Annotated in this window: 18 protein-coding genes and 1 pseudogene; 7 read left to right on the forward strand and 12 right to left on the reverse strand. The window is 46.2% G+C overall.

The features are described from left to right. Window positions 1-42: 42 nt before the first annotated feature. The 6 genes from WKT20_RS02520 to WKT20_RS02545 all read right to left on the reverse strand — a co-directional run bounded on the left by WKT20_RS02520 (window position 43) and on the right by WKT20_RS02545 (window position 6,751). Window positions 43-1,884: a 4-hydroxy-3-methylbut-2-en-1-yl diphosphate synthase gene (locus tag WKT20_RS02520; protein WP_340416779.1), complete on the reverse strand. Its 1,842-nt coding sequence runs from the start codon at window positions 1,882-1,884 to the stop codon at window positions 43-45. Window positions 1,885-1,888: 4 nt separating this feature from the next. Beyond that, on the reverse strand, window positions 1,889-2,398 hold the full coding sequence (purE, locus tag WKT20_RS02525) for a 5-(carboxyamino)imidazole ribonucleotide mutase (protein WP_117673708.1): 510 nt from the start codon (window positions 2,396-2,398) through the stop codon (window positions 1,889-1,891). A gap of 18 nt (window positions 2,399-2,416) precedes the next feature. Beyond that, the gene (gene gcvH / locus WKT20_RS02530) at window positions 2,417-2,797 is read right to left on the reverse strand and encodes a glycine cleavage system protein GcvH (protein ID WP_007564194.1); all 381 of its coding nucleotides are present in this window, start codon (window positions 2,795-2,797) and stop codon (window positions 2,417-2,419) included. Between the two features lie 34 nt (window positions 2,798-2,831). Beyond that, window positions 2,832-3,428 (reverse strand): hypothetical protein, encoded by a 597-nt coding sequence (locus WKT20_RS02535; protein ID WP_050792127.1) that lies wholly within the window; start codon window positions 3,426-3,428, stop codon window positions 2,832-2,834. Between the two features lie 93 nt (window positions 3,429-3,521). Further along, a complete protein-coding gene (gene rpoN, locus WKT20_RS02540) occupies window positions 3,522-5,003 on the reverse strand; it encodes an RNA polymerase factor sigma-54 (protein ID WP_340416780.1) in 1,482 nt (493 codons plus the stop codon). 74 nt (window positions 5,004-5,077) lie between these two features. After that, the gene (locus WKT20_RS02545; RefSeq protein WP_278454942.1) at window positions 5,078-6,751 is read right to left on the reverse strand and encodes a nucleoside kinase; all 1,674 of its coding nucleotides are present in this window, start codon (window positions 6,749-6,751) and stop codon (window positions 5,078-5,080) included. Window positions 6,752-6,832: 81 nt separating this feature from the next. Here WKT20_RS02545 and WKT20_RS02550 point away from each other — a divergent pair, with 81 nt between their 5' ends. Beyond that, window positions 6,833-8,527: a Na/Pi cotransporter family protein gene (locus WKT20_RS02550; protein WP_278454637.1), complete on the forward strand. Its 1,695-nt coding sequence runs from the start codon at window positions 6,833-6,835 to the stop codon at window positions 8,525-8,527. A gap of 112 nt (window positions 8,528-8,639) precedes the next feature. Here the strand turns inward: WKT20_RS02550 and WKT20_RS02555 are convergent, their stop codons facing one another. From WKT20_RS02555 to WKT20_RS02565, 3 genes are all read right to left on the reverse strand, one after another. After that, the gene (locus WKT20_RS02555) at window positions 8,640-10,418 is read right to left on the reverse strand and encodes an alpha-1,3-galactosidase-related protein (RefSeq protein ID WP_340416781.1); all 1,779 of its coding nucleotides are present in this window, start codon (window positions 10,416-10,418) and stop codon (window positions 8,640-8,642) included. Between the two features lie 175 nt (window positions 10,419-10,593). Next, complete coding sequence (locus tag WKT20_RS02560) at window positions 10,594-11,448, reverse strand: FKBP-type peptidyl-prolyl cis-trans isomerase (RefSeq protein WP_117702877.1); 855 nt, start codon at window positions 11,446-11,448, stop codon at window positions 10,594-10,596. 12 nt (window positions 11,449-11,460) lie between these two features. Then, a complete protein-coding gene (locus WKT20_RS02565; RefSeq protein ID WP_007564234.1) occupies window positions 11,461-12,045 on the reverse strand; it encodes an FKBP-type peptidyl-prolyl cis-trans isomerase in 585 nt (194 codons plus the stop codon). 147 nt (window positions 12,046-12,192) lie between these two features. On the opposite strand from WKT20_RS02565, the gene WKT20_RS02570 reads away from it, so the two are divergent. Next, window positions 12,193-12,900, forward strand: a complete 708-nt coding sequence (locus WKT20_RS02570) for an SIR2 family NAD-dependent protein deacylase (protein WP_117673716.1) — start codon at window positions 12,193-12,195, stop codon at window positions 12,898-12,900. A gap of 76 nt (window positions 12,901-12,976) precedes the next feature. Further along, on the forward strand, window positions 12,977-13,141 hold the full coding sequence (gene rd, locus WKT20_RS02575; protein WP_022054538.1) for a rubredoxin: 165 nt from the start codon (window positions 12,977-12,979) through the stop codon (window positions 13,139-13,141). A 71-nt stretch (window positions 13,142-13,212) separates the two neighbouring features. Here rd and WKT20_RS02580 read toward each other — a convergent pair whose 3' ends face one another. Next, complete coding sequence (locus tag WKT20_RS02580) at window positions 13,213-15,009, reverse strand: MutS family DNA mismatch repair protein (RefSeq protein ID WP_340416782.1); 1,797 nt, start codon at window positions 15,007-15,009, stop codon at window positions 13,213-13,215. Between the two features lie 212 nt (window positions 15,010-15,221). Between WKT20_RS02580 and WKT20_RS02585 the strand changes: the two genes are divergently transcribed. The 4 genes and pseudogenes from WKT20_RS02585 (at window position 15,222) to WKT20_RS02600 (ending at window position 19,443) form a co-directional block, all read left to right on the forward strand. Continuing rightward, window positions 15,222-16,307, forward strand: a complete 1,086-nt coding sequence (locus WKT20_RS02585) for a LacI family DNA-binding transcriptional regulator (RefSeq protein ID WP_117748151.1) — start codon at window positions 15,222-15,224, stop codon at window positions 16,305-16,307. Between the two features lie 5 nt (window positions 16,308-16,312). Next, window positions 16,313-17,128, forward strand: a complete 816-nt coding sequence (locus WKT20_RS02590; protein ID WP_007564241.1) for an SDR family oxidoreductase — start codon at window positions 16,313-16,315, stop codon at window positions 17,126-17,128. Window positions 17,129-17,158: 30 nt separating this feature from the next. Continuing rightward, the gene (uxuA, locus tag WKT20_RS02595; RefSeq protein ID WP_117702874.1) at window positions 17,159-18,337 is read left to right on the forward strand and encodes a mannonate dehydratase; all 1,179 of its coding nucleotides are present in this window, start codon (window positions 17,159-17,161) and stop codon (window positions 18,335-18,337) included. Window positions 18,338-18,481: 144 nt separating this feature from the next. Further along, window positions 18,482-19,443 (forward strand): annotated as a pseudogene (locus tag WKT20_RS02600) (hypothetical protein). Between the two features lie 315 nt (window positions 19,444-19,758). Here WKT20_RS02600 and WKT20_RS02605 read toward each other — a convergent pair. Together WKT20_RS02605 and WKT20_RS02610 are read right to left on the reverse strand one after the other, a co-directional pair. Then, window positions 19,759-22,872 carry a glycoside hydrolase family 2 TIM barrel-domain containing protein gene (locus WKT20_RS02605; RefSeq protein ID WP_118164968.1) on the reverse strand — a complete coding sequence of 1,038 codons (3,114 nt, stop codon included), beginning with the start codon at window positions 22,870-22,872 and terminating at the stop codon, window positions 19,759-19,761. A gap of 39 nt (window positions 22,873-22,911) precedes the next feature. Beyond that, on the reverse strand, window positions 22,912-23,886 hold the full coding sequence (locus WKT20_RS02610; protein WP_182423976.1) for a lytic transglycosylase domain-containing protein: 975 nt from the start codon (window positions 23,884-23,886) through the stop codon (window positions 22,912-22,914). Window positions 23,887-24,138: the final 252 nt, after the last annotated feature.

Below are 24,138 nucleotides of genomic sequence, written 5' to 3' on the forward strand. Positions count from 1 at the left end.
CGATGCATGCAGACGGTTTTGTTATGTGTCGGCTAGGGAGAATCAGTCTCTATAATCTCCGTTTGCCTTAATCAGTTCAATCAGTTTTTCTACGGCCTGTTCTTCCGGAATGTTCTTTTCAATGCATTCCTTCTTCTTGTACAGACTGATTTTACCTCTTCCGGCACCTACATAGCCATAGTCGGCATCGGCCATTTCACCCGGGCCGTTGACGATACAGCCCATGATACCGATTTTCAGTCCCTTGAGGTGAGCCGTAGCCGCCTTGATGCGGGCGATGGTTGATTCTAAGTCGTACAATGTACGTCCGCAACCCGGACAAGAGATGTATTCAGTCTTAGAGGTGCGGATACGTCCTGCTTGCAGAATACCGAAGGCGGTTTCGTCCACTTTCAGGTTGCTGATTTGGTTGCCGTGGTTGTAGAGCAGGATACCGTCGCACAGACCGTCGATAATCAGGGCACCCATGTCGGCAGCCGACTTGATTTGCAAGTCCTCTGTTTCGGTTTCCTGATAAAGCTGGAAGAATACCAACGGGTTTTTCAGTCCCTGGTTCATCAGCTGATGTGCCAATGCACGGAACTCACCTAAGCGGTTGTAGTGGTTGCTTTGAGCCACGATGACCACTTCCGGATGCAGACGCAGGCAAGCCATTACCTCTTCATTCAGTCCTAAATAAGAAGTAAAGAGGAATTTCATTTTTGCCGGATGGTGATGCAGCTCAATCAACTGCTGGTAGTTGAAAGCCGGATAGGTGTGCTCGCTGCCGTCCCATGCGCAGGCATCCACGATGTAACCGATGTCCGTTCTGCGGTTTTCGGGTAAGCGTTGGCCACAGTACAGGTAGTCGGGCTTGAACTGTTCGCTTACTTCCAGGTCGTTGTTCAGACGGGCTGAGATGACTACCGGAAGCTGGTCGCCTCCGATGTTACCTACGGCTACGGTTTCTCTTCGGCTGGGGTGCGTGTAGTTGAATTCCGGAGCTTCGGTAGCTGGAATATAGGGATGCCCTTCGCGTTTCAATACATAATCTACCAGTTTGCGGGCTACGGGAATTTCTGCTTCGGGCGCTTCACTCAGTGATACGCGGATGGTGTCACCCAGTCCGTCGCACAGCAGGGCACCGATACCCAAGGCTGATTTGATACGGCCGTCTTCTCCGTCACCGGCTTCTGTCACTCCTAAGTGGAGCGGGAAGGCCATATTTTCTTTTTCCATCTGTTCTACCAGCAGGCGGACGGTGCGTACCATGATGACCGTATTGGAAGCCTTGATAGAGATGACCACGTTCATGAAATTCTGTTCCACACAGATGCGCAGGAACTCCATGCACGATTCTACCATGCCTTCCGGAGTATCTCCGTAGCGCGACATGATGCGGTCGGACAGCGAACCGTGGTTCACTCCGATGCGGATGGCTGTGTGATTTTCCTTACAGATGTTCAGGAAGGGGATGAAACGGTCGCGTATCTTCTGGATTTCTTTTGCATACTCTTCATCCGTATACTCCAGTTGCTTGAAGGTGCGGGCAGCATCTACATAGTTGCCTGGGTTGATACGTACCTTCTCAGCGTACAAGGCCGCTACCTCGGCTACTTTCGGATTGAAATGTACATCGGCCACTAAAGGAGTCTGGTATCCCTGGGCACGCAGAGATGCATTGATATGTTGCAGGTTCTCTGCTTCACGTACTCCTTGTGTGGTGAGACGTACGTATTCTCCTCCCGCCTCAATGATACGCTTGGCCTGTTCCACACAAGCTTCTGTATCCATGGTGACGGTATTCGTCATACTCTGTATACGGATAGGATAAGCGCCACCCATAGGAGTGGCGCCTACATATACCTCGTTCGCCTGTCGGCGAGAATAGTTGAAGTAATTCATTCAGTTAGTTTGTCTTATAAGCGTATTTGACTTCTTTCAACTCTTCGTTGGCTTTTACGATTTTGTTTTTCAAACCTTCCTTGTAAGCTGCAAACTTTTGAGCCAGTTCTGCATCGCTCAGGGCCAGCATCTGTACGGCCAGGATCGCAGCATTCATGGCACCGTTGATGGCTACTGTAGCCACAGGTATTCCGGGAGGCATCTGGATGATAGAGTAGAGTGCGTCTACACCGTCGAGTACAGAACCTTTTACAGGCACTCCAATAACCGGAAGGGTGGTGTTGGCTGCAATTACTCCCGGCAGTGCAGCAGCCATTCCGGCAGCCGCGATGATTACCTTGATGCCACGTCCGGCAGCTTCTTTCGCAAACTTCTCTACTTCAGCAGGAGTGCGGTGAGCCGACAGGGCATTCATTTCAAACGGGACTTGCATTTCATCGAGCAGCTTGGCGGCCTTTTCCATTACCGGAAGGTCAGAAGTACTGCCCATAATGATACTTACAATTGGCTTCATTCGTTGTTTTTATTTTAGTTATTCGTTAATAATCTCTTTGTAGCCTGCAGCGTCCAGCAGATCGTCCAGTTCGCTGGCATCCGTAGGTTTCAGTTTGATAATCCAGCCTTCGCCGTAAGGATCCTGGTTTACCAGTTCCGGATGTTCTTCCAGTTGCGGGTTGACTTCCAGAATCTCGCCTCCGATGGGGAGGAACAGGTCTGAAACTGTTTTCACTACCTCGATGGTACCGAATACTTCGCCTTTATCCAGTGTTTCACCTTCCGTGGTTACATCGATGAAAACGATGTCACCCAGCTGTTGCTGTGCATAGTCTGTGATACCTACATAGGCAGTGTCGCCTTCCAAACGAATCCATTCGTGTTCGTTGGTGTACTTAATGTTAGTTGGGAATTCCATATTGAATAAATTTAAAGTTTAAGATAATCAGTTTTCAAATAAACAAAATTCCCGTGATACCACAAAATAAACCGACGAAAAACCCGCCTGTCACTTCATTTAAAGTATGTTGCTTGACGATGATGCGGGCTGAACCTAACATGCCGGCAAGCAGGATGAAGAAGCAGAGCCATTCCACCGGATTGAACTGGAAGATGAAGCTGTAGGACAGCAGTCCGCCCACCATCATGCCGCTGCTGGCCATGTGGGTGCTGATTTTCCAGCGTGTATTGATGGCTGTGCAGATGACCATGCAAATCAGGGTCGCTACGATGATGCCGCTCATATAGCGTGGCAGGTGTATGCGATACATCGTCAGCAGGCAAGCCATGTAGCTCAGTATGGTCATTCCGTAAGGGATAAAGCGCTTTTCGCGGTGTCCCAGTTCGTGGAGTGTCCAGCCGTTGATTTTCTGAAACAGATAGATGCCCAGCATCGGTAGCAGGATGGTGAAGCAATACACCAGCCCTAAGACTGTCAGTTTGTACTGCAGGGGCATGATGTTCAGATAAGTAAAGAAAAAAAGCAGGCAGAATGCCACAAACGGTACCATGAACGGCGTAAAGATGAGCGATACGATGCGGGCAGTCATAAACAGGGCATCGCGGGGTTCCCCAGCATGGCGGGGAGCCGGTTCATGATACGTCAGTTCATCGGGGATACTGGTTTCTTCCATATCAATATGTTATCTTCTTAATCTTGCTACGGGGATATTCAGTTGCTGGCGGTACTTGGCCACAGTGCGGCGGGCAATGGGGTATCCTTTTTCCTTCAGCATATCGGCTAGCTCATCGTCAGTGTAAGGCTTTTCCTTTTTTTCACTGGCCACGCATTCTTTCAGGATGCGCTTGATTTCACGGACGGACAGTTCTTCACCGTTTTCGGTGGTGTAGCCGTCGCTGAAGAAGAATTTCAACGGATAAATGCCGTAGTTGGTCTGTACATATTTGCTGTTGCTCACACGAGAGATAGTGGAAATGTCCAACTTGGTACGTTCAGCCACGTCTTTCAGAATCATCGGACGGAGCAGCGACTCATCTCCTTCTTCGAAGAACGGGCGTTGTAAGTCGATGATGGCCTGCATGGTGCTGAGTAACGTCTGCTGGCGTTGTTTCACGGCATTGATGAATCCTTGTGCCGCATCTACCTTCTGCTTGAGGAACATCAGGGCATCTTTTGATTCTTTGCTCTGGTTTTGCTTGTTGCGGGTGTGTTCGTCCAGCAGTTCGGTAAATTCCCGGCTCAGTCGCAGTTCCGGTACGTTCCGGTTGTTGAGGCTGAGGTTAATCGTGCCGTCGTCTTCCGTCTCTACCAGGAAGTCAGGGATAATCTGTTGCAGGTTTTTCCCGATGGCTTCTCCCATGGAACTTCCCGGTCGCGGATTCAGCTTAGTCAGTTCGGCGGCAGCCGCATTATATTGTTCTTCTGTAATATTCAGTTTCTGAATAATCTTGTCTTTATTTTTGCGGGTGAAGTCCTCACAGCACTTTCCGATGATGTCCAGCTCAATCTGCCTGAGCGGAGAATCTTCTTTCCGGCGAATCTGGATGAGCAGACACTCTTGCAGACTTCTGGCACCGATGCCGGCGGGGTCAAAGTCCTGAATCACTGAAAGCACATGCTCTAGCTCTTCTGCGGAAGTGTAGACTCCCTGGTAAATAGCCAGTTCATCGAGGATCGTTTCAGTGGATTTACGCAGCAGTCCGTCGTCATCAAGTGAGCCGATAAGGTATTCACCTAATTGCTTCTGTTCGGGAGTGAGGTGTTGCATGTCGAGCTGTTCTTTCAGTGTTTCGTAGAAAGATACGTTGTCCGAAAAAGGAATGTCTTCCGCCCGGTCTTCTTTGGAGCGGTTGTTCTCCTGCAATTTGTAATCCGGAATATCGTCTTCCGTGCGGTAATCGCCCAGTTCGATGTCTTCACCTGAATCGGTATTCGGTTCTCCGTCTTGGTCAGTCGTATTGTACTCATCGTTGAGGGCATCAGAAGCGTCGGAAGTTTCTTTTCCTTCTTCGAGTGCCGGATTATCCAGCAATTCAGCGTGAATCCGTTCTTCCAACTCCAGAGTCGGAAGTTCCAGCAACTTGACAGCCAGTATCTGTTGAGGAGACAGGGTCTGTACTTGTTGTTGTGCCTGTGTCTGTACCTGACGTGAACCTTGTACCATTTTTATTGTTGTCTTGAGTTAACAGCGTGCAAAAATAATAATTAAAATGAACTTCAAAGAAAAAGGCAAAATTTTTAATATTGGAAACTGCTGCCTCCTAAGAACTCTCGTAGCAGGGAAGTAGGGGGCAATTCCTTATCTTGTACGGAAACAAAATAGTTCAGAAAGCGGAGCAGACGGTGTGCTTCGGAGTATTCCGGACAACGGTTGGGCACCTTGCGCAAAACGGGTTCCACGTAGTCTTTTAATACAGCCAGTTCGAACAGCAGGGCCGAGTTGAACATGGCATCGGCATTTTCCTGATAGGGGAAAATCCATTTTTCTTCTCCGGCGCGGACACTTGGCCAGCGTGCGATGGTTTCCTCGGCCGAGTAGCTGCGGTACTTGTAATCGCGGATGATGCGTCGCAACAGACGGTTGTCGGTCGTCGGGATGTAGTTGTGGTTGTCCAGCAGGATGGTAGTCAGTGCCGACACATACACTTTGTATTTGTTTTCGTTGGGTATGTGCGGAGTCAGTGCCGGATTCAGTGCATGGATACCTTCAATAATCAGTATCATGTGTTCATCTATCCGGAGTTTCTTACCGCTCATTTCTCTTTTTCCGGTGGTAAAGTTATAGCGTGGCAGTTCCACCTCTCCTCCGTTGAGCAAGGTAGTCAACTGTTCTTCGAAGAAGGGGAGGTCTACGGCATACAAGGATTCGAAGTCATGTTTGCCGTTCTCGTCCAGCGGGGTATCGTTCCGGTTGACGAAATAGTCATCCAGTGAAATGGGATAGGGCTTCAGGCCGTTGGTCATGAGCTGGATACTCAGTCGCTTGCTGAAAGTGGTTTTTCCAGAGGAGGACGGACCGGAGATAAGCACGAGCTTTACCCGTTTCCCGTCTTGATTACGGTGGGTAATTTCATCCGCTATCTGGGCAATTTTCTTTTCCTGCAAGGCTTCCGAGACGTTAATCAGGTCGGTGGCATGTCCGTGGTTGCAGGCCACATTCAAATCGCCCACCGTACTGATGCCCAGAATCTGGTTCCAGCGGTGATATTCCTGAAACACTTCCAGCATTTTTTCCTGTTTCACCACCTCTTCCAGTTTGGTCGGGTTTTCCCGGCTGGGGATACGCAGCAATAGTCCGTCGTAGTATTTCACAATGTCGAACAGGCGGATGTAGCCTGTACTGGGTACCAGGCTGCTATAATAACAGTCCACCGTGTCGCCCAATTGATAGTAGTAAGAATAAAGCTGACCGTAAGTGTCCAACAGTCGTGCCTTATCCATCATCCCTCGTTTTTCGAACAGACGAACCACTTCCTCCGTGTGACTTTCAGTGCGTGTGTAGGGAATATCGGCTGCAATGATTTCCTGCATTTTCTGTTTGATGCGCTGCACATCATCCAGTCCGATGGTACGGTCAATATGCAGTTTGCAGAAATATCCCTTTGAGATGGGATGTTCCAGCGAAATACTACCTTGCGGATAGAGTTCTTCTACCGCTTTGACCAGGATGAAAAAGAGCGAACGGACATAAGTTCGCATGCCGGAAGAATTGGCAATGTCAAGAAATTCAATATCTTTATTGTAGTACACCCGGAAGTCGAGACTCTCTACCTTATTGTTGACTTTGGCACTGACCGGACCGTAGGGCATGGCCAGATTAAAACCGTTATAAATATCCAAAAGTGAGCTTCCCTCCGGGAATTCTCTTGTCGAATTATTATTTTTGCAATATATTTGTAGCATAAATGTAATATGTGTTACTAACCTTGTGAATAGGCAGTTAATTTACTCATTAAACAATTAAAAGCCTCTTTCCAACTTAACTAATTACAAATGGAATATTCTTTTTATGATTTTTTAGCGCTTCTTGGATCACTGGCGCTGTTCCTTTATGGAATGAAAATCATGAGTGAGGGACTTCAGAAGTTTGCGGGCGACCGCCTTCGTAGTATTTTAACCGCAATGACCACAAACCGTGTGACGGGAGTGCTGACAGGTATGTTGATTACCGCTCTGATTCAGTCCTCTTCGGCTACAACCGTAATGGTGGTCAGCTTTGTAAACGCCGGCTTGCTGACACTTTCTCAGTCTATCGGGGTGATTATGGGAGCGAATATCGGAACCACGGTGACGGCGTGGATTATTTCAGCTCTCGGTTTTAAAGTAGATATATCTGCATTTTCTCTGCCGCTTCTGGCGATTGGTATTCCACTGCTTTTCTCTCAAAAAAGTACACGTAAATCTGTCGGTGAGTTCATTTTCGGATTTGCTTTTCTGTTCATGGGATTAAATCTATTGAAAAGCAATGCACCTGACTTGAGTCAAAACCCTGATATGCTGGCCTTTGTTCAGAATTATACGGACATGGGCTTTTTCTCTGTTCTGCTTTTTGTGCTGATTGGTACTGTGCTGACCATGATTGTGCAGGCCTCGGCAGCTACTATGGCTATTACATTGATTATGTGTGCCAATGGATGGATTAGTTTTGAACTGGGAGCTGCTTTGGTATTAGGTGAGAATATCGGAACTACCATTACGGCTAATCTGGCTGCGTTGACTGCTAATACGCAGGCACGCCGTGCAGCTTTAGCTCATCTTATGTTTAATGTTTTCGGTGTGCTTTGGGTACTGATTTTATTTAAGCCTTTCCTGTCGATGGTAGACTGGATTATTTCTGACTTTATGAACGTGAGCGAGGCAGACGGAGTAGCTGTATCTTTCAAATTGTCAGCTTTCCATACTTGCTTCAATGTGTGTAATGTGCTGATTCTGATATGGTTTGTACATTTTATCGAGAAAACGGTTTGCAAGATTATTCCTCAGAAGGAGCAGGAAGAAGAATACCGTTTGCAGTTTATTACGGGCGGTATGCTTTCTACGGCCGAATTGTCTATCCTTCAGGCACGGAAAGAAATCAATCTGTTTGCAGAACGTATACAGCGTATGTTCCGCATGGTACGTGACCTTTTGCATACGGAGAATGAAAATGATTTCAACAAATTGTTCAGCCGGATTGAGAAGTATGAGAATATCAGCGACAACATGGAAGTGGAGATTGCCAACTACCTGACATTGGTATCGGAAGGCAGATTAAGTTCTGAAAGTAAGGTACAGATTCGAGGTATGCTCCGCGAAGTCACAGAGATAGAAAGCATTGGTGACAGTTGCTATAATCTGGCTCGTACCATCAACCGGAAGCGTCGTGGAAATGAGGACTTCACGAGTGCACAATATGAACACATCGCACAAATGTTCCAGCTGACAGACGATGCTCTGACACAGATGATTGCTCTGGTGAAAGATGTGCATCAGCAGGTGGATGTCAACAAGTCGTTTAACATTGAAACGGAAATCAACAACTATCGTAACCAGTTGAAGAACCAGAATGTGATTGACGTCAACGAAAAGAAATATGATTATCAGATGGGTGTACACTACATGGATATCATTGCCGAGTGTGAAAAATTAGGCGATTATGCGGTGAATGTGGTAGAGGCTCATCGGGATGTGAAGGAAAAGAAAGCTTGAAAATAAGTGGATATCACCATACAAATAAAGCTGTTCAAAATAAGATTTGAACAGCTTTATTTGTATGGTATAAGTTGAGTGCAAAGGGCTTTGAGTAGTCCTTGAAGCAATGTCACTCAGTGATTTCTACTCGGTTTACTTTCTCCAGTAAGAATCGGTTTTGGTTCCAGTGAAAAGGTAGGTAGGCGTTATTTGTTGTAATCTTGTTTTGTTTAAAGATTAGTCCGTCTACAGACTTGGCGTATAGAATAGGTGCATCAAATGTGTCAAATTCATTGTCTGTAATCTGGATGGCACCCGGTTTTCCTCCGTGGAAATATTTTACCTGATGCTCCAAATCGGGGATTTCCGGATAAATGGAAATTACGGCGTTGGTAAACTGGAACATATTGGTCAGTGCATTGATGAACCGGTTGTGACGGATGATTACTTCCCGGCAGGCACCGGTTTCATACCAGCCGTTGCAGTCACCACACAACAAAATCGCTGTTCCTGAGGTATGGTCAAACAGGTTGTTTTCTACGATTGTTTTTTTAGGTGTGCTGAACAGAGAACCTCTGGCGCGGTTGTTGCGGATGGTATTACCGGCAAAATAAACCTCAGGTGTCCATGTCAGGTTTTCAATCCCGAAATCAGTCTGTTCGGCTAAAGTTCCAGGAAGTGGCTGAGTGAAACGGATGATAAACTCACGGGCACCGTCTGCTGTCGGTTTGTCTGAGGCTGTAATGCGTTCTATACAATTCTTTCCATCCAACAGTTCCATGGTTTTTGAACGGATGAACTGTACGCTGTCGCCTGGGAATCCCCAGTCAAATCCCCAAGCTTGGTCATGCATATAGCGGGCTTTGAGAGTATGAGTGTCAATTTGTTGGATCACTTTCAAGTAGGTTCCGTGCACATTGATGGCATCATCCATCATACCTTCATACAATCCGTTGACAGAGGTGATTTTTCCTTTACACTGAGAAAAATGGGTTGCATCGGCCTGAGTAGTGAAATAGCGGGAGTCGTTTTCTCCTTTCAAACATACACCAAAACCATCCATCGTGATGTCATCACATAGCTGGGCTAACAGTCCCATGCCTTGTGCATAGTGTACCTTGACATTCTTTATTGTGGTTCGGGTGTTGTGTGACAAGAAAATACCGGGAGTCGGACGGTCCCATGAGCGCATGGCGACAATAGTCCCTGCCGGAAGTCGTTTGTCTTTCCATTTAGGGGCATGTATCAAATTCTTTCCTACCAGGGAACAACCTTTGGTCGGGCAGCTGATGTCGCTGGTGTTGTATACAATATGTCGGCTGGCCTTCTCAAAAGCTATACCCGACATCGGGCGAAGTTTCCAACCTTCTCCCTTTGTTTCGAAAACAGAGTCTTTTGTCAGGTGGTATTCTACCCATGGAGCAGGTTGAAAGGTAATTCCTTTTTCTCCTTCATTTTTTATAATTTCCACTTGAGCTATGTGTGGATTGGCAAAATCAATGCTGAAATTTTGCAAGGTACAGTCCGTACTTCTAAGCAGAGATATCGGAATCATTTGTCCATGGAAGATAAACTCTGCTCCGTTTCCTTCTATTGTCAGCGATTTCATATCCTCTAGTGCCAGACCTACTTTTTTAGGATTATTCTGGTCGTGGTTGGAAATGTAGTAAGTGCGTTCTGCAGCTCCTTCAGGATAGAAATGATAGGTCCCGTTTTGAAAGCATAAGGTTACCGTTTCTCCGTCCTTTACTTCATTCTTAATTTTTGCAAGTGCCTTCTCCATGCGGGCAGACATATTGCTCTTCTTTCCCGGTTGAATACCGAAGCGTGCCATGTCATACACATGTTGTGCGTATAGAGGGAGGCAGAATACGGTAAACAATGCCATGAATTTCAGTCTTATTTTCATAGTGTTACATTTATAAGTGTAAAAGTGATTCGTAGGGCAAAATAAGTGATTTTTCTTTTATCTTGTGGAGAGTTGCCTCTCTTTTTGGTATGGAGATCAAAAACCTGTCAGAAATAAAAATCCCCGCCTTGCTTGTTGAACAAAGCGGGGATCCTGTTTCAGTTATACAGTGAAATTATTTTTCAATATCTACCAATTCTACTTCAAAGATCAAAGTAGAGAAAGGTTTGATTTTACCAGCTTCCTGTGCACCGTATCCCAGTTCCTGAGGAATATACAATTCCCATTTAGAACCTATCGGCATCATCTTCAGTGCTTCAGTCCATCCCGGAATTACGCGGTTAACGGCCAATGTAATAGGCTCTTTAGAAGAGTCGAATTCAGTACCGTCAATCATTGTACCTTTGTAGTTTACTTTTACACGTGAAGTATCAGCAGGCAAAGCTCCTGTACCCTTAGTGATAATTTTGTACTGCAAACCGCTGGCAGTTGTCTGAATACCTTCTTTGCTCTTGTTGTTAGCCAAGAATTCTTCATTCTGTTTCTTGTAGTCTGCATATTTAGCTTCCAATGCTTTTGATTTAATCAGTTCTGCTTTCAAACGTACATAAGCACTTGCAGAGTCTGTAGTTACGATGCTCTGTTTCTTTACAGCTGCGATGAAGCCAGCCAAGAAGTTATCTTTGTTCAGTGACTGAACAGAGTCCTGTCCAAAAATCTGACGGTTGTTATAGTCGAACATGTCACCGCTTACCTGCTGGCCAATCTGCATACCTGCCAAATAAGCTTTCTGCTTAGCGTCAGTTTCCTTGCAACCTTGTTCCAGACCTTTGATGAAGTCTGCTACATATGCTGAATCTACTCCCAGACGACCCTGTACATATTCCATCAATCCCTGAGTGTTTGTAACACCCATCATATAAGACAAAGAGTCTACATCACTTTTCAGGTTTGCTTTCGGTCCCTGTGCTGTACATGATGCCAGGCTGGCTGCAGCGGCAAGCATCATAAAGAATGTACCTTTTTTCATTTGCTTTATTTTTTATAATACTTCAATTAATTCTACTTCGAAAATCAATGTACTGTGCGGCGGAATCATTTCGCCTGCACCCTGTGCACCGTATGCCAGGTCGGATGGAATGTAGAGTTTCCATTTAGCACCTTCTGACATCAGTTGCAGTGCTTCCACCCATCCTTTGATTACCTGGTTCACGCCGAATACAGCCGGTTCACCACGTTTGATAGAACTGTCGAACAATGTGCCGTCAATCAATGTTCCTTCATAATGGCAACGTACACGGTCAGTTGCTTTCGGTTTTTTACCGTTTCCTTCAGTGATTACTTCGTACTGCAATCCACTTGGCAAAGTTACGATATGCGGGTTTTTCTTGTTTTCTTCTAAGAAAGCCTTTCCCTTTTCTATATTTTCTGCGTTTATTTTCTCTTCTAATTCTGTGAAATATTTGTTGACGATTTCACGTGCTTCATTGTGAGAAATTGCAGTTTGGTTTCCTTCCAATACGTCTTTGATAGCCTGTGCAAAGTCATTTACATCAATTGAACGAGCACCCATGCTCAATAGATTTTGGCCAATCCCCAGACCAATGGCGTAGCTAAATTTGTCCATAAACAGATTTTGTATTAATAAATGATTAACGGAGAGCAAAGGTATCTTTTTTCTGTGAATGTGAGGAATTTTGATTGATAAAATTTCTTATTTTTGGGCGATGAAACTTTTTAATGATAATGTATCTAAAATCAGGAGGATAAGAAGATGAAAAATCTGGTAGTATTGACAGGAGCCGGCATGAGTGCGGAAAGTGGAATCAGCACGTTTCGTGATGCAGGAGGGCTTTGGGACCAGTATCCGGTGGAGCAGGTGGCTACCCCTGAAGGATATGCTGCCAATCCGAAGTTAGTGATTAATTTTTACAATGAACGCAGAAAGCAACTGCTTGAGGTGAAGCCGAACAGGGGGCATGAACTTTTAGCAGAGCTGGAGAAATATTTTCATGTGACCGTGATTACCCAAAATGTGGATAATCTGCACGAACGTGCAGGGAGTACAGAGGTAATTCATCTGCATGGGGAACTTACGAAAGTGACTTCCAGCTTTCAACCCAATAATCCTCGTTTTATAAAAGAGCTTAAACCGGAGGAATATGAGGTGCGGATGGGAGACAAGGCACCCGATGGCTCGCAGTTCCGGCCTTTTATTGTCTGGTTTGGAGAGGCTGTGCCGATGATTGAAACTGCTATTGATTATGTGGATAAAGCAGATATTTTTGTGATAATTGGTACTTCGCTGAATGTCTATCCCGCTGCCGGTTTGCTGAACTATGTACATTCCGGGGTACCAGTCTATCTGATAGACCCTAAGGAAGTACGTATTGCTTCCGGACGCGCGGTACATGTGATTCAGAAAGGGGCTTCCGAAGGAATGGAAGAATTAAAAAAAATGTTATTGGAAATACGAGATTAAACAAATTCTTTCTATATTTGTTATCATTTTAAACTGAGAATAGATACTAATTATTGTTTTAATAAACTGACTGATTATGAAAAAGTACATTTGCACAGTATGTGATTGGGTTTACGATCCGGAAGTAGGGGATCCAGAAGGTGGAATTGCTCCGGGTACAGCTTTTGAAGATATTCCTGAAGACTGGGTTTGCCCGGTTTGCGGAGTTGGAAAAGAAGATTTCCAGGTAGTAGAAGATTAATAAACTTTTCTTGATAAGGACGGCCTTCTAAAAAGTATGCCATATACTTTTAGAAGGCCGTTTTCGTATCTTTATTCTTGTAGAATAATTCCCATTTTTTTCATCAGGAAACAGGCGTTCATGTTTTGAGCCACTCCTTCGCGCAGTTTATAGGAGAAGGTCAGTTCATTCTCCTTTATATCGGCTTCGAAACAGTAATTCCGTATTTCTTCAGGGAACTGTTTGATGAGGCTTCCTAACAGAAGGTCGTGTGTGGCTATAATGCCGTTGGCCTTCAGCTGCATAAACTGACGGATCAAATCAAAAGATCCTTTTTGTTTGTCCATGGAGTTGGTCCCTTTTAATATTTCATCCAGAATAATAAATAGCTGCTGTCCTTGATTTAGCAGGTCGATAATGCGTTTCAACCGTTTCAGTTCGGCAAAGAAGTATGATTCATTATCGGAAAGTGAGTCAGAGGTGCGCAGGCTGGTAATGAGCTGATTCGGGTAAAGCTTGAGCCTTTCGCAGCATACGGGGGCTCCAATACAGGCCAGCAGGTAATTCACGCCGATAGTTCTCAGGTAAGTGCTTTTTCCGGCCATATTGGCTCCGGTAATAATCAGGAAAAACGGACGCGACGGAATGGTGGCATCGTTTTTCACGCATTGTGAAGCTGGCATAAGGGGATGCCCCATTTGTGTGGCCAGAAAGCAGAAAGGCTTTTCTGTCAGTTCCGGGTAGGTGTATTGCGGATGATTGTAGGCAAAGGTACCCAGTGAACATAGGGCATCCAGTTCGCCCACAGTTTCCAGCCATTCGCTGATATGCTGTCCGTAGCGTACTTTCCATCGTTCTATGCGGACGATTTCCTGAAGCTGGAAAAAGATGCTTCCTTCCAATAACACATAAAGAAACTGGTTGTTGCGTAAATCCAGCCGGTCAAGTTCTTTGGATAATTGTTGCAAAGCCTGTATAGGTGACTGGCCGTTCAGGTTGAACCGTTCCATCAGTTCCTGCATGCCAGCTGACTTCCAGTTTTCTGCTTTTGCCAGAGCGATGAGTCGGGCATATCCGTTCAGGCTTTTCAATTGTTTTCCGTAGGTTTCCTGTATATAGGTGGCCCGTTTGATAATTCCAAAGCTAAGAACCAGGAAGATACCGAATGAAAGTCCCAACCAGGAAAATGAAGTCCATCCTGCCAGTGAAGTTATCAACAGGAGACTGTTAATAACTGGTACTCCCCAGATAAAGGCTTTCACCCATCCGGCGTGCAGGTATTGTGCAGGACTCTGACTCCATGCCTGTATTTTTTCGCCATCGGATGACTGACCGTGGTGTACCAGTCCTGCCACGCGGAACTGTTCGCGGAACAAGGTATGTTCGCTTATTTCCCGTACCATTTCCTGCCGTTTTTCGATGGAAGTTTTTTCGTGCAGATGGTTTTGCAGCCATTTTGCCAGACGGTTTTTTCCGAAAAAAGTACAAGTACGGTTGATTGATTGGAACAGGGAGCGTCGTCCGAATATATCCAGGTCGAATGAATAAGGATGCTCTGGGTTGACGTATTCTTTCCCGTCCTCAAAAGAACTGTAATCACCGGAAAGGGCTTGCAGCTCTTCTTGTATAATACGTGCCTGTGTTTCTAGCCATTCTTTGCGGATAAAAAAACGGTTGTGTATTTTTACCAAAATAAAGAGCGGAAGGAAGGTAAGACAGATACAGATAATTAGCAGAGGGGTTTGATTAAAGAAAAAGTAAAGTCCTGCTATTCCTGCTATGAACAAAGCAAGGCGTAGCATGCTGATGCGGAAGATTTGCTTCTTTACCTGTTGCAATTGTCCTTCAGTGAGGGACAGTCTTTCTGTGTAGTGATTTTCTGGGTTCATGTTATTGTGTTTGTGTTAGTTGCGCAAAGGAACGAAAAACTCTAGATACATGATTGAAAAAACTGTTAAAAGAAGAAATCCATTTGTATAATTCATGAATAAATCCCTTCTTTGCAATGAAATCAAGAATATTTCTTATTGAAGTGTGCGCGGTAACGCGTTTTCTTTTTCAGTAAATGCGTGTCCGCACACACATGTTCTTTCGAAGTGGTATGCAGAAAAATAAAAACATACGTCTTACTGACATTGCCCGCTTGGCGAATGTGTCGGTTGGTACGGTGGACAGAGTGATTCATAACCGTGGACGCGTATCGGAAGAAAACATCCGGCGCGTGAAGGAAATCATGGAGCAGGTAGGGTATAGGCCTAACCTGATAGCGCGTTCGTTGGCGGTGAAGAAGCCGTGTCATCTGGTGGCACTGATTCCGGATTTCCGTCCGGGAGATTACTGGAGTGCGATGGAATATGGCATTCGTCGGGCAGAAGAGGAGTGGGAAAGCTATGGAGTGAAGGTTTCCGTACTGACTTTTGACCAGTACAGCAAGGTCAGCTTTGAGCAGGCTGTTTCACGTTTGCAGGAGATGACTGAAACGGTGGACGGAGTCATTGTCGGTACGCTTTTCAAGGAGGCTGTCATCCAGCTTTCCGAACATCTGGATGCGCGTGAGATTCCTTATGTGTATGTCGACTCGGATATAGAAGAGCAAGGCCGTCTGGCTTATTATGGCACGGATTCTGTGGCCGGGGGAGAGATTGGAGCCCGTATGCTATTGGCTTCCATGGCCTTTCAGGGAGATATTCTGGTCGCTCATATTCAGCATGACAAAGGCAGTATGTCCACCCAAGGGCAGAAACGCTATTCCGGTTTCCTGCAATACCTGAAACAACAGGGCTATGAGGTGAATCTGGTGGAGGTAGAATTATGGATAGGCGATGAGGCTCACAACGAGCAGGTGCTGGATGAGACTTTCCGAAATCATCCGGGCATTCGTGGAGCGGTTACGTTCAATTCTTCCTGCTATATTTTGGGGGATTATCTGGAAAAGCGGCAGAAGCACGAGATTCGGCTGGTAGGCTATGATTTGATTGACCCGAATGTGCGGTTACTGAACGAGGGATATGTGCAGGCACTGATTGCACAGCGTCCGGAACTCCAGGGCTATAACGGAGTGAAGGCTTTGAGCCGGCTGTTGCTGTTCGATGAAAAACCGCAGGTGGTGAATCTGCTGCCGATAGACATTCTGTTGAAAGAGAATTATCAATTTTATAATAGAGTATCCAATTTATTGCAAATCTGATTATTATGGCAAACGAATTATTTAACGTGGCCGGCAAGGTAGTTGTAATGACTGGGGGAGCCGGTGTGTTGGGAAAAGGTATTTCCAAGTATTTGGCTGCACAAGGTGCAAAAATGGTCGTACTCGACCGCAGTGAAGAAGCTGGTAAAGCACTGGTAGATGAGATTGTAGCTCAGGGGCATGAAGCTACCTTCCTCTATACAGACGTAATGAACAAGGAAGTGCTGGAACAGAACAAGAAAGACATTCTGGAAAAGTACGGACGCATTGACGTCTTGTTGAATGCTGCTGGTGGAAATATGGCTGGTGCAACCATTGCACCGGACAAGACTTTCTTCGACTTGCAGGTAGATGCTTTTAAAAAAGTAGTCGATTTGAATCTTTTCGGAACTGTATTGCCTACGATGGTCTTTGCCGATGTAATGGTGAAACAGAAAAAAGGTTCTATCGTAAACTTCTGCTCTGAATCTGCTTTACGTCCGTTGACACGTGTAGTAGGTTACGGTGCAGCAAAAGCAGCCATTGCCAACTTTACAAAATACATGGCAGGCGAATTGGCTATCAAGTTTGGTGATGGCTTGCGTGTGAATGCCATTGCTCCGGGTTTCTTCTTGACCGAGCAGAACCGTACGTTGCTGACTAATCCAGACGGCTCACTGACCGACCGTTCCAGAACGATTCTGGCTCACACTCCGTTCGGCCGTTTCGGCGAACCGGAAGATTTGTATGGCACCATTCACTACCTGATCAGTGACGCTTCTAACTTTGTGACAGGTACGGTAGCTGTCATCGACGGTGGATTTGATGCCTTCTCTATTTAATTGAAGTATGAACCTTTAAAAAGAAACGTTATGTATTTATGTGAACAAACCTGGCGCTGGTACGGCCCGAACGATCCGGTGTCTTTGTGGGACATCAAGCAGGCAGGTGCTACGGGTATCGTCAATGCGCTGCACCATATTCCGAACGGCGAAGTCTGGACGGTAGAAGAAATCATGAAACGCAAGCAGATGATTGAAGAAGTGGGCTTGACATGGAGCGTGGTCGAGAGTGTGCCGGTGCATGAACATATCAAGACGCAGACCGGCGATTTCATGAAGTATATCAAGAATTATAAGGAAAGTCTGCGTAACCTGGCTAAATGTGGCATTTACATTGTGACTTACAACTTTATGCCGGTACTCGACTGGACACGTACGGACTTGGCTTATACTATGCCCGACGGTTCCAAAGCTCTGCGCTTTGAACGTGCGGCGTTTGTGGCTTTCGACTTGTTTATCCTGAAACGTCCGGGAGCCGAAAAGGACTATTCGGAAGAAGAAAAGGCCAAGGCAAAGGCACGTTACGAGCAGATGGACGAAGAAGAAATTCATCGCCTGACCCGTAACATGATTGCCGGATTGCCGGGTTCGGAAGAAAGCTTTACATTGGAACAGTTCCAGCATGAACTGGACCGTTACAAGGATATTGACGCAGAGCAGTTGCGTGCCAACTTGATTTTCTTCCTGAAAGAAATCTGCCCGGTAGCCGATGAAGTGGGTGTCAAACTGGTGATTCATCCGGACGATCCGCCTCAGTCAATTTTGGGCTTGCCGCGTATCATGAGTACGGAAGAAGATTTCCGCAAGCTGGTAGAAGCCGTGCCTAATGAATCCAACGGTTTGTGTCTTTGCACTGGTTCACTGGGTGTCAGTGCCAAGAATGACCTGGCTGGTATGATGGAGCGCTGGGGCGACCGCATCAACTTCGTACACCTGCGCAGCACACAGCGTGATGCAGAAGGCAACTTCCATGAAGCGAATCACCTGGAGGGTGACGTAGACATGTATCATGTAATGAAGAATTTCCTGCTTATGCAGCAGCGCCGCAAGGTGTCTATTCCGATGCGTCCGGACCACGGTCATCAGATGATTGACGACTTGAAGAAGAAGACCAATCCAGGCTATTCCTGTCTGGGCCGTCTGAGAGGGTTGGCTGAGCTGAGAGGACTAGAAATGGGTATTGCCAAGTCTATGGAAGAGCAAAATTAAGGAAGTGTATAGTGCATATTCGATAAGCTGAAATTGTCGAAGTGAAGAAATGGTTCATGAAGGAAGTTTTTTCTGTTCATGGACTATTTTATTTTGTGTCTTTTATTCGTATTTTTATCGCCGGAAATAACAATTTATAGCATCATGAAAAGATTTTGTTTATTCTGTCTGTGTCTGCTTTGTCTCTCTGTGTGGGGAGCATCGGCTCAGGTAGTAGAAAAGGTACTTGATATTTTCGGAGCAGACAGTTTGTCCAATTCAAAAGTGGCTGTAACGGCAGATTCTGATTCGGTTCACTTGTCGACCGTGAAAAAGGAACTGGCGGCTGCCCGGTTGAATGAAGCCAACCTCCGGATGGAGATTGAACAGATGAAACTGGCTGCATATACGGCCGATTCGGTGAAACTGGCCAGTCAGAGACGGCGTATTGACTCCTTGCGTCATGAAACACGGGGTGTTCCGGTTGTGGTAGATGGGGATACGCTGTTTTATTTTTATGCCAAGCGAGGAGGAGACATACTCCCCAGCAGCGTGCAGAGAACGTGGCGAATGATATTACGGCCTTGGGCAAACGCTTTAACCTGAAGCCTGATTCTGTATACATTGAGACCAGTGACATCGTGACGGATGTGATGTATGATAATAAAGTTCTTGTTTCCTTTACAGACCAGGACGGCTTGTGGGAAAGCTGTACACGCGACCAGCTGGCTGCGAAGAATCGGTTGGTCATTATCGAAAAATTGAAAGTGATGAAGGAGGAACATGGACTGATTATCCATTCGGAGGTAAGCATCGGTTATGACGTGCCGTGGCGGGTGGTCAACAAACTTCTGATTGAAGCTGCCTTGAATACTCCCGGAGTGGTGGACGATCCGCGTCCGTTTGTACTTTCCACCTCGCTCAGCGACTGGTATCCGGTGTATCAGGTGAATGCGTATATCAAGGATGCAGACCGGCTGGCTGATATTTATTCGGCATTGCATCAGAACATTCAGGATCGCTTCAACGAAGAGGGCGTGGAAATTATGTCACCGCATTACATGGCTGTACGCGATGGAAATGCATCTACCATACCTCCAAAGGAAGGTGCGGACAAGGAGGGATAATAATTCTGCATACATTTTCTATTTTACGATAAGGGCTGGAGTTTTGAGATAAACTTCAGCCCGTTTTTTATGTTTTCCAAGGCGAAAACGTAGGTTTCTGGGGGCAGAACCGTATGTTTCCGCAGGCGGAAACGTAAGGCTCCGGCATGGGAAACATAGAAAGTGGGAATAGACTGTGATCTCTTTTCTGAGGCGTTTCTCTCTTGATGGAAAGCTATTCGTGTGATAAGAGACGATGGTAACGTAAGGGGATAAAAAGAACGCCCCGGCTTTGGAAACCGAGGCGTTACAGTGAGTCAGATATGTTATACTGATTTATTCGTGTGCGATATAGCCTTTCACCGGAGTCATGATGAACGTAAATTCATAATCTCCGTAAGGAAGCATGTACTTGTCTTCCGGCAGGGCACCCCAGCTGTTGACACAACCTAAGCCCATCTGTGCCTTGTCAATCAACAGGTTGGTCAGGTCGGCTTCTTCTACTTCGAATGAGTGGTTCTGTTTCTTTTCAGTACCGTCGTCCAGTGAAGCGATGGTGTAGTGGAGAGCAGAAGCAGAGAACGGTGCTTCAGCTACGAACATCAGTCCGTTTCCAGCCATGTTTACCTGTTTCCACCAGCGGATGTCAGTCTTGTTGCCGTTTTCCTGCGGACGGATGTACGGATAGAACTGGTCGCTTACATTCTGGTTGTAGATTCCCAGGTCAGTGCAATGGTTACGGTCGCTGTAGTTTTCTATCGGACCGCGTCCGTAGTAAGAAATCTTTTCAAATGACTTCGGCATTACCATCTGCATACCGAAACGGAACATCGGTGATACCTTGGCATTCTTGTCGGCTACCATTTTCTGTGTCACTTTCACTGCTCCTTGGTTGTTGATCTGGTAAGTGAGATACAACTTGGCAGATACTTCCTTGAGGTCGTAAGTAGAGTTTACGATAGCCTGTCCGTTTTCTACCTTGTAGTTGAAGTCAGTCAGTTTGATGCCCGGGTTTTTCCATGCAGCATATTTGTTCTGCAGACCAGCACCGAAGTCGTTGTCGGTCGGAGCACGCCAGAAGTTCGGTGTCAGTGCTTCGCCTTCTTTCAACATGCTTACTCCGTTTACATCGTATCTGTCAAGATAACCGTTGCGCTTGCTGAATTCCAAATAGAATCCGTCGCCTTCTACAGTGATGTAGTCCGGATAGTTCGGGTTGATTTGCGGTTCAACTACCTGCTGGTTGGTTTCAGCTACGTTCTTCAGTTCCATAGCCGGTGCTTTGTATGGATTCAGCACAAGCTGGTCTTTAGCTACTACGAAACCGGCCGGAATCAAACCTTCACGGTTCTTCTGGATGTATTTCACGTTGAGCAGCCATTCACCGCACTGGCAAGTCTTGCCCAGATCAAGTTTCACGCTGGCAGTCTGATGAGGTGCCACGTTCAGGTTTTCAACGCGTCCGCTGCGGATAGCCTTACCATCTTTCAGTACTTCCCATTCCAGTGCGTATGCAGACAGGTCACGGAAGAAGTTTTCGTTGTATACCTTGATTTCTCCCTTTGCCAAATCGCCCGGAGTAGTCCAGATGTTCTGGTAGAAGTACTGTACTTCGTATGCATGCGGATTCGGTTTACGGTCAGGGCTGATAAGTCCGTTGTTACAGAAGTTCTTGTCGCCAGAATCATCCATGCGGTTGAAGTCGCCGGCATAAGCATAAATCATCTTGCCGTTCTTGCCTGTCCAGCGGATAGACTGGTCTACGAAGTCCCAGATGAATCCACCCTGATATTTCGGATACTTACGAATCAGGTCCCAGTATTCCTTGAATCCACCTTGTGAATTACCCATGGCGTGTGCATATTCACACTGAATTAGTGGTTTCTGGTATTTGTCGTTCTTGCTGTATTCTTCGCACCATTTGTAGTTGGCATACATCGGGCAGTAGATATCAGTCTTGCCTTCGATGCGGGCCTGTTCGTACTGTACGGCGCGGCTGGGGTCTTCTGCCTTGATCCAGTCGTAAGCAGCTTCGAAGTTCGGGCCGTATCCGGCTTCGTTACCCAATGACCAGAAGATGATGCTCGGATGGTTGAAACCACGCTGTACGTTGCGCTGGTTGCGTTCCATGTGTGCCTTTTTATAAGTCGGTTCCTTGGCCAGTGTCTTGTCGCCGTATCCCATTCCGTGAGATTCAATGTTGGCTTCAGCCACTACATAAATACCGTATTTGTCGCAGAGTTCGTACCAGAAGTTGTCGTCCGGATAGTGACAGGTTCTTACAGCGTTGATGTTGAACTGCTTCATAATCTGAATGTCCTGAATCATGCGGTCGCGTGAAACTACGTATCCGCCGTCCGGATCCAGTTCATGACGGTCGGCACCTTTGAAGAGTACCGGTTGGCCGTTGACCAGAATCTGTGCGTTTTTGAGTTCAATCTTGCGGAAACCTACTTTCACTGGTACGACTTCGCTAGCCTGGCTACCGTCTTTCAGTGTAGCACGCAGTGTGTATAAGTAAGGAGTTTCTGCGCTCCATTTTTTCGGATTTTCTACCTGAAGTGTAGTAGAAACATTGCCTGAACCTTTTACTTCGGTAGAAGCTACGGTCTGGTTTTGGGCATCCAGCAGTTCCAGGCTGACATTGCCGCTTCCTTTCAGGTTCAGGTTGATGGCCAGTGAACCGTTCTTATATTCGCTGTCCAGGTCGGGAGTTACGCGGATGTCATCGATGCGTTTTTTGTTGCGGGTATAAAGATAGCAGTCGCGTGCTACTCCGGTATAGCGGAAGAAGTCCTGGTCTTCCAGGTATGAACCGTCACACCAGCGGAACACCTGGAAAGCAATCAGGTTTTTCTGTCCCGGTTTCAGGTACGGAGTAAGATTGAATTCAGCTTCCAGCTTGCTGTCTTCGCTGTAGCCAACGAACTTACCGTTTACCCACAGGTACATGTTCGAGCTGACTGCTCCAAAATGAGCGATGATGTCTTTGCCTTTCCAGTCGGCCGGCACCATGATTTCACGACGGTAAGAACCTACGTGGTTTTCTTCAGTCGGTACGTAAGGAGGATTGTTTTCGAAACGGCTGCGCCATCCGTAGCCTACGTTGATGTAGATAGGGTCGCCGTATCCGTGAGTTTCCCATACTCCCGGCACCTGAAGGTTGTCCCAACCTTTATCGTTGAAGCCGGTTTTCCAGAAATCCGTGGGACGTGCATCCGCATTCCGCACCCAGAAGAATTTCCAGGTTCCATTCAGGCTCATAAAGTTCTTGGAGTCTTCCTTGACTGCCTTGGCAGCCATTTCTGCATTTTCGTACGCAAAGAAGTTTGCGTGCATCGGTGCCCGGTTGATGGCATTTATTTCCGGGTCTTGCCATTCTTTAAATGTCTGTGCATTGCCCGAAAGCACACAGGCACCTAAGAGTCCTAACACTAATTGTTTTTTCATGGATTAATGATTATAATAAAAAATGATAACTATGTGTCTTTATTCACTCACCCACGCGGGGTTATGAGGGTGTGTCACCCTCGGGTTGTAATACATCTCCGTAGAATCGGGGATGCGGATCTGGTATTCTTTTCCTCCATGGTTGGGAAGAGAACTTCCTCGAAGCCAGGGGTTCATACTTTTCAGTAAGCTGAAATTGATGCCCTGACCTTTGGCAAATCGTGCCAGATCGTCGATGTCTTCTGTCACTATTATGGTGCGATAAGGAATAGGCGGATACAGGTCGCTGGTTCTCAGGTGAAAACCGAAACGGGCTGGGTCAGTAAGCAGAAGCTTGACTGCCAGTATACGGTATACGTAACGGGAAGTTTCCTCCACTAAATAAAGGTCGAGTGCATTGTCTGTATATTGTTTCTCCTGTTGCTGGCTGATTCTTCCTTGTCCGGCATTGTAGGAAGCGGCTACTGTTTCCCAGTTGCCGAATTTGCGGTAAGCTTGTTTCAGGTACTTGCAGGCAGCCACGGTAGATTTCTCTACATGATAGCGTTCGTCTACATGATGATTGACTTCCAGACCGAATTCACGGGCGGTACCACTCATGAACTGCCATAATCCGGCGGCTCCCGCTCCCGACCGTGCCAGTGGGTTCACATTACTTTCAATGGCCATCAGGTACTTGAAGTCATCAGGTACGCCTTGCTCCTTTAAGATTGATTCAATGATGGGGAAATAGCGGTTGGCTCTTTTGATGATTTGCAGGGAAGTGCTGTGCATGTAAGTAAATGCCATCAGCTCCCGGTCCATCCGTTCGCGTCGGTCATAGCGCGTCAGGTCTATTTCCGTGCCGCAAAAATTGATACTTTTAGGGACTTCGATACAGCTGTAAGCAGGGGAAGAAGACGGGGTTGTTTCGGTCTGCGCAGTGCAGGAGGTGGAAAACCCGGGTAGTAAGAAACCGGTTACAAATAGAGCGGTTGTTAATGATAAGGTATATAAGCGTTTTGTCAATTTCATATTCAAGGTCTTCTTGTAACTGTCGGTTTCTTGTGAATCTGTGGCAAAAATAAGGACTTATTCATATAAGATAGGAGCACAAATTAGGCAAAAGTCAAGTAAAAATCGTTCAAAATAGCTTTGAATTTACTTAATTCCCCGTTTGGTTATGTGCATGCCTTTTCCGTTCTGAGCCTTTAAGGCACAAAAAATCAACAGCTTTTTGTTTAAAAATCGCTCTAAAATACGAAATAAACTTTTGGGAAACGCTAC

It is taken from the genome of Phocaeicola sp. ICN-14070 (assembly GCF_037892625.1).
GTDB classification, from domain to species: domain Bacteria; phylum Bacteroidota; class Bacteroidia; order Bacteroidales; family Bacteroidaceae; genus Phocaeicola; species Phocaeicola plebeius.

Excerpts from the sequence above, each read along its gene's own strand:
- WKT20_RS02520 (WP_340416779.1), bottom strand. The coding sequence starts at position 1,884 with ATGAATTACTTCAACTATTCTCGCCGACAGGCGAACGAGGTATATGTA.
- purE (WP_117673708.1), bottom strand. The coding sequence starts at position 2,398 with ATGAAGCCAATTGTAAGTATCATTATGGGCAGTACTTCTGACCTTCCG.
- gcvH (WP_007564194.1), bottom strand. The coding sequence starts at position 2,797 with ATGGAATTCCCAACTAACATTAAGTACACCAACGAACACGAATGGATT.
- WKT20_RS02535 (WP_050792127.1), bottom strand. The coding sequence starts at position 3,428 with ATGACTGCCCGCATCGTATCGCTCATCTTTACGCCGTTCATGGTACCG.
- rpoN (WP_340416780.1), bottom strand. The coding sequence starts at position 5,003 with ATGGTACAAGGTTCACGTCAGGTACAGACACAGGCACAACAACAAGTA.
- WKT20_RS02550 (WP_278454637.1), top strand. The coding sequence starts at position 6,833 with ATGGAATATTCTTTTTATGATTTTTTAGCGCTTCTTGGATCACTGGCG.
- WKT20_RS02555 (WP_340416781.1), bottom strand. The coding sequence starts at position 10,418 with ATGAAAATAAGACTGAAATTCATGGCATTGTTTACCGTATTCTGCCTC.
- WKT20_RS02560 (WP_117702877.1), bottom strand. The coding sequence starts at position 11,448 with ATGAAAAAAGGTACATTCTTTATGATGCTTGCCGCTGCAGCCAGCCTG.
- WKT20_RS02565 (WP_007564234.1), bottom strand. The coding sequence starts at position 12,045 with ATGGACAAATTTAGCTACGCCATTGGTCTGGGGATTGGCCAAAATCTA.
- WKT20_RS02570 (WP_117673716.1), top strand. The coding sequence starts at position 12,193 with ATGAAAAATCTGGTAGTATTGACAGGAGCCGGCATGAGTGCGGAAAGT.
- rd (WP_022054538.1), top strand. The coding sequence starts at position 12,977 with ATGAAAAAGTACATTTGCACAGTATGTGATTGGGTTTACGATCCGGAA.
- WKT20_RS02580 (WP_340416782.1), bottom strand. The coding sequence starts at position 15,009 with ATGAACCCAGAAAATCACTACACAGAAAGACTGTCCCTCACTGAAGGA.
- WKT20_RS02585 (WP_117748151.1), top strand. The coding sequence starts at position 15,222 with ATGCAGAAAAATAAAAACATACGTCTTACTGACATTGCCCGCTTGGCG.
- WKT20_RS02590 (WP_007564241.1), top strand. The coding sequence starts at position 16,313 with ATGGCAAACGAATTATTTAACGTGGCCGGCAAGGTAGTTGTAATGACT.
- uxuA (WP_117702874.1), top strand. The coding sequence starts at position 17,159 with ATGTATTTATGTGAACAAACCTGGCGCTGGTACGGCCCGAACGATCCG.
- WKT20_RS02605 (WP_118164968.1), bottom strand. The coding sequence starts at position 22,872 with ATGAAAAAACAATTAGTGTTAGGACTCTTAGGTGCCTGTGTGCTTTCG.
- WKT20_RS02610 (WP_182423976.1), bottom strand. The coding sequence starts at position 23,886 with ATGAAATTGACAAAACGCTTATATACCTTATCATTAACAACCGCTCTA.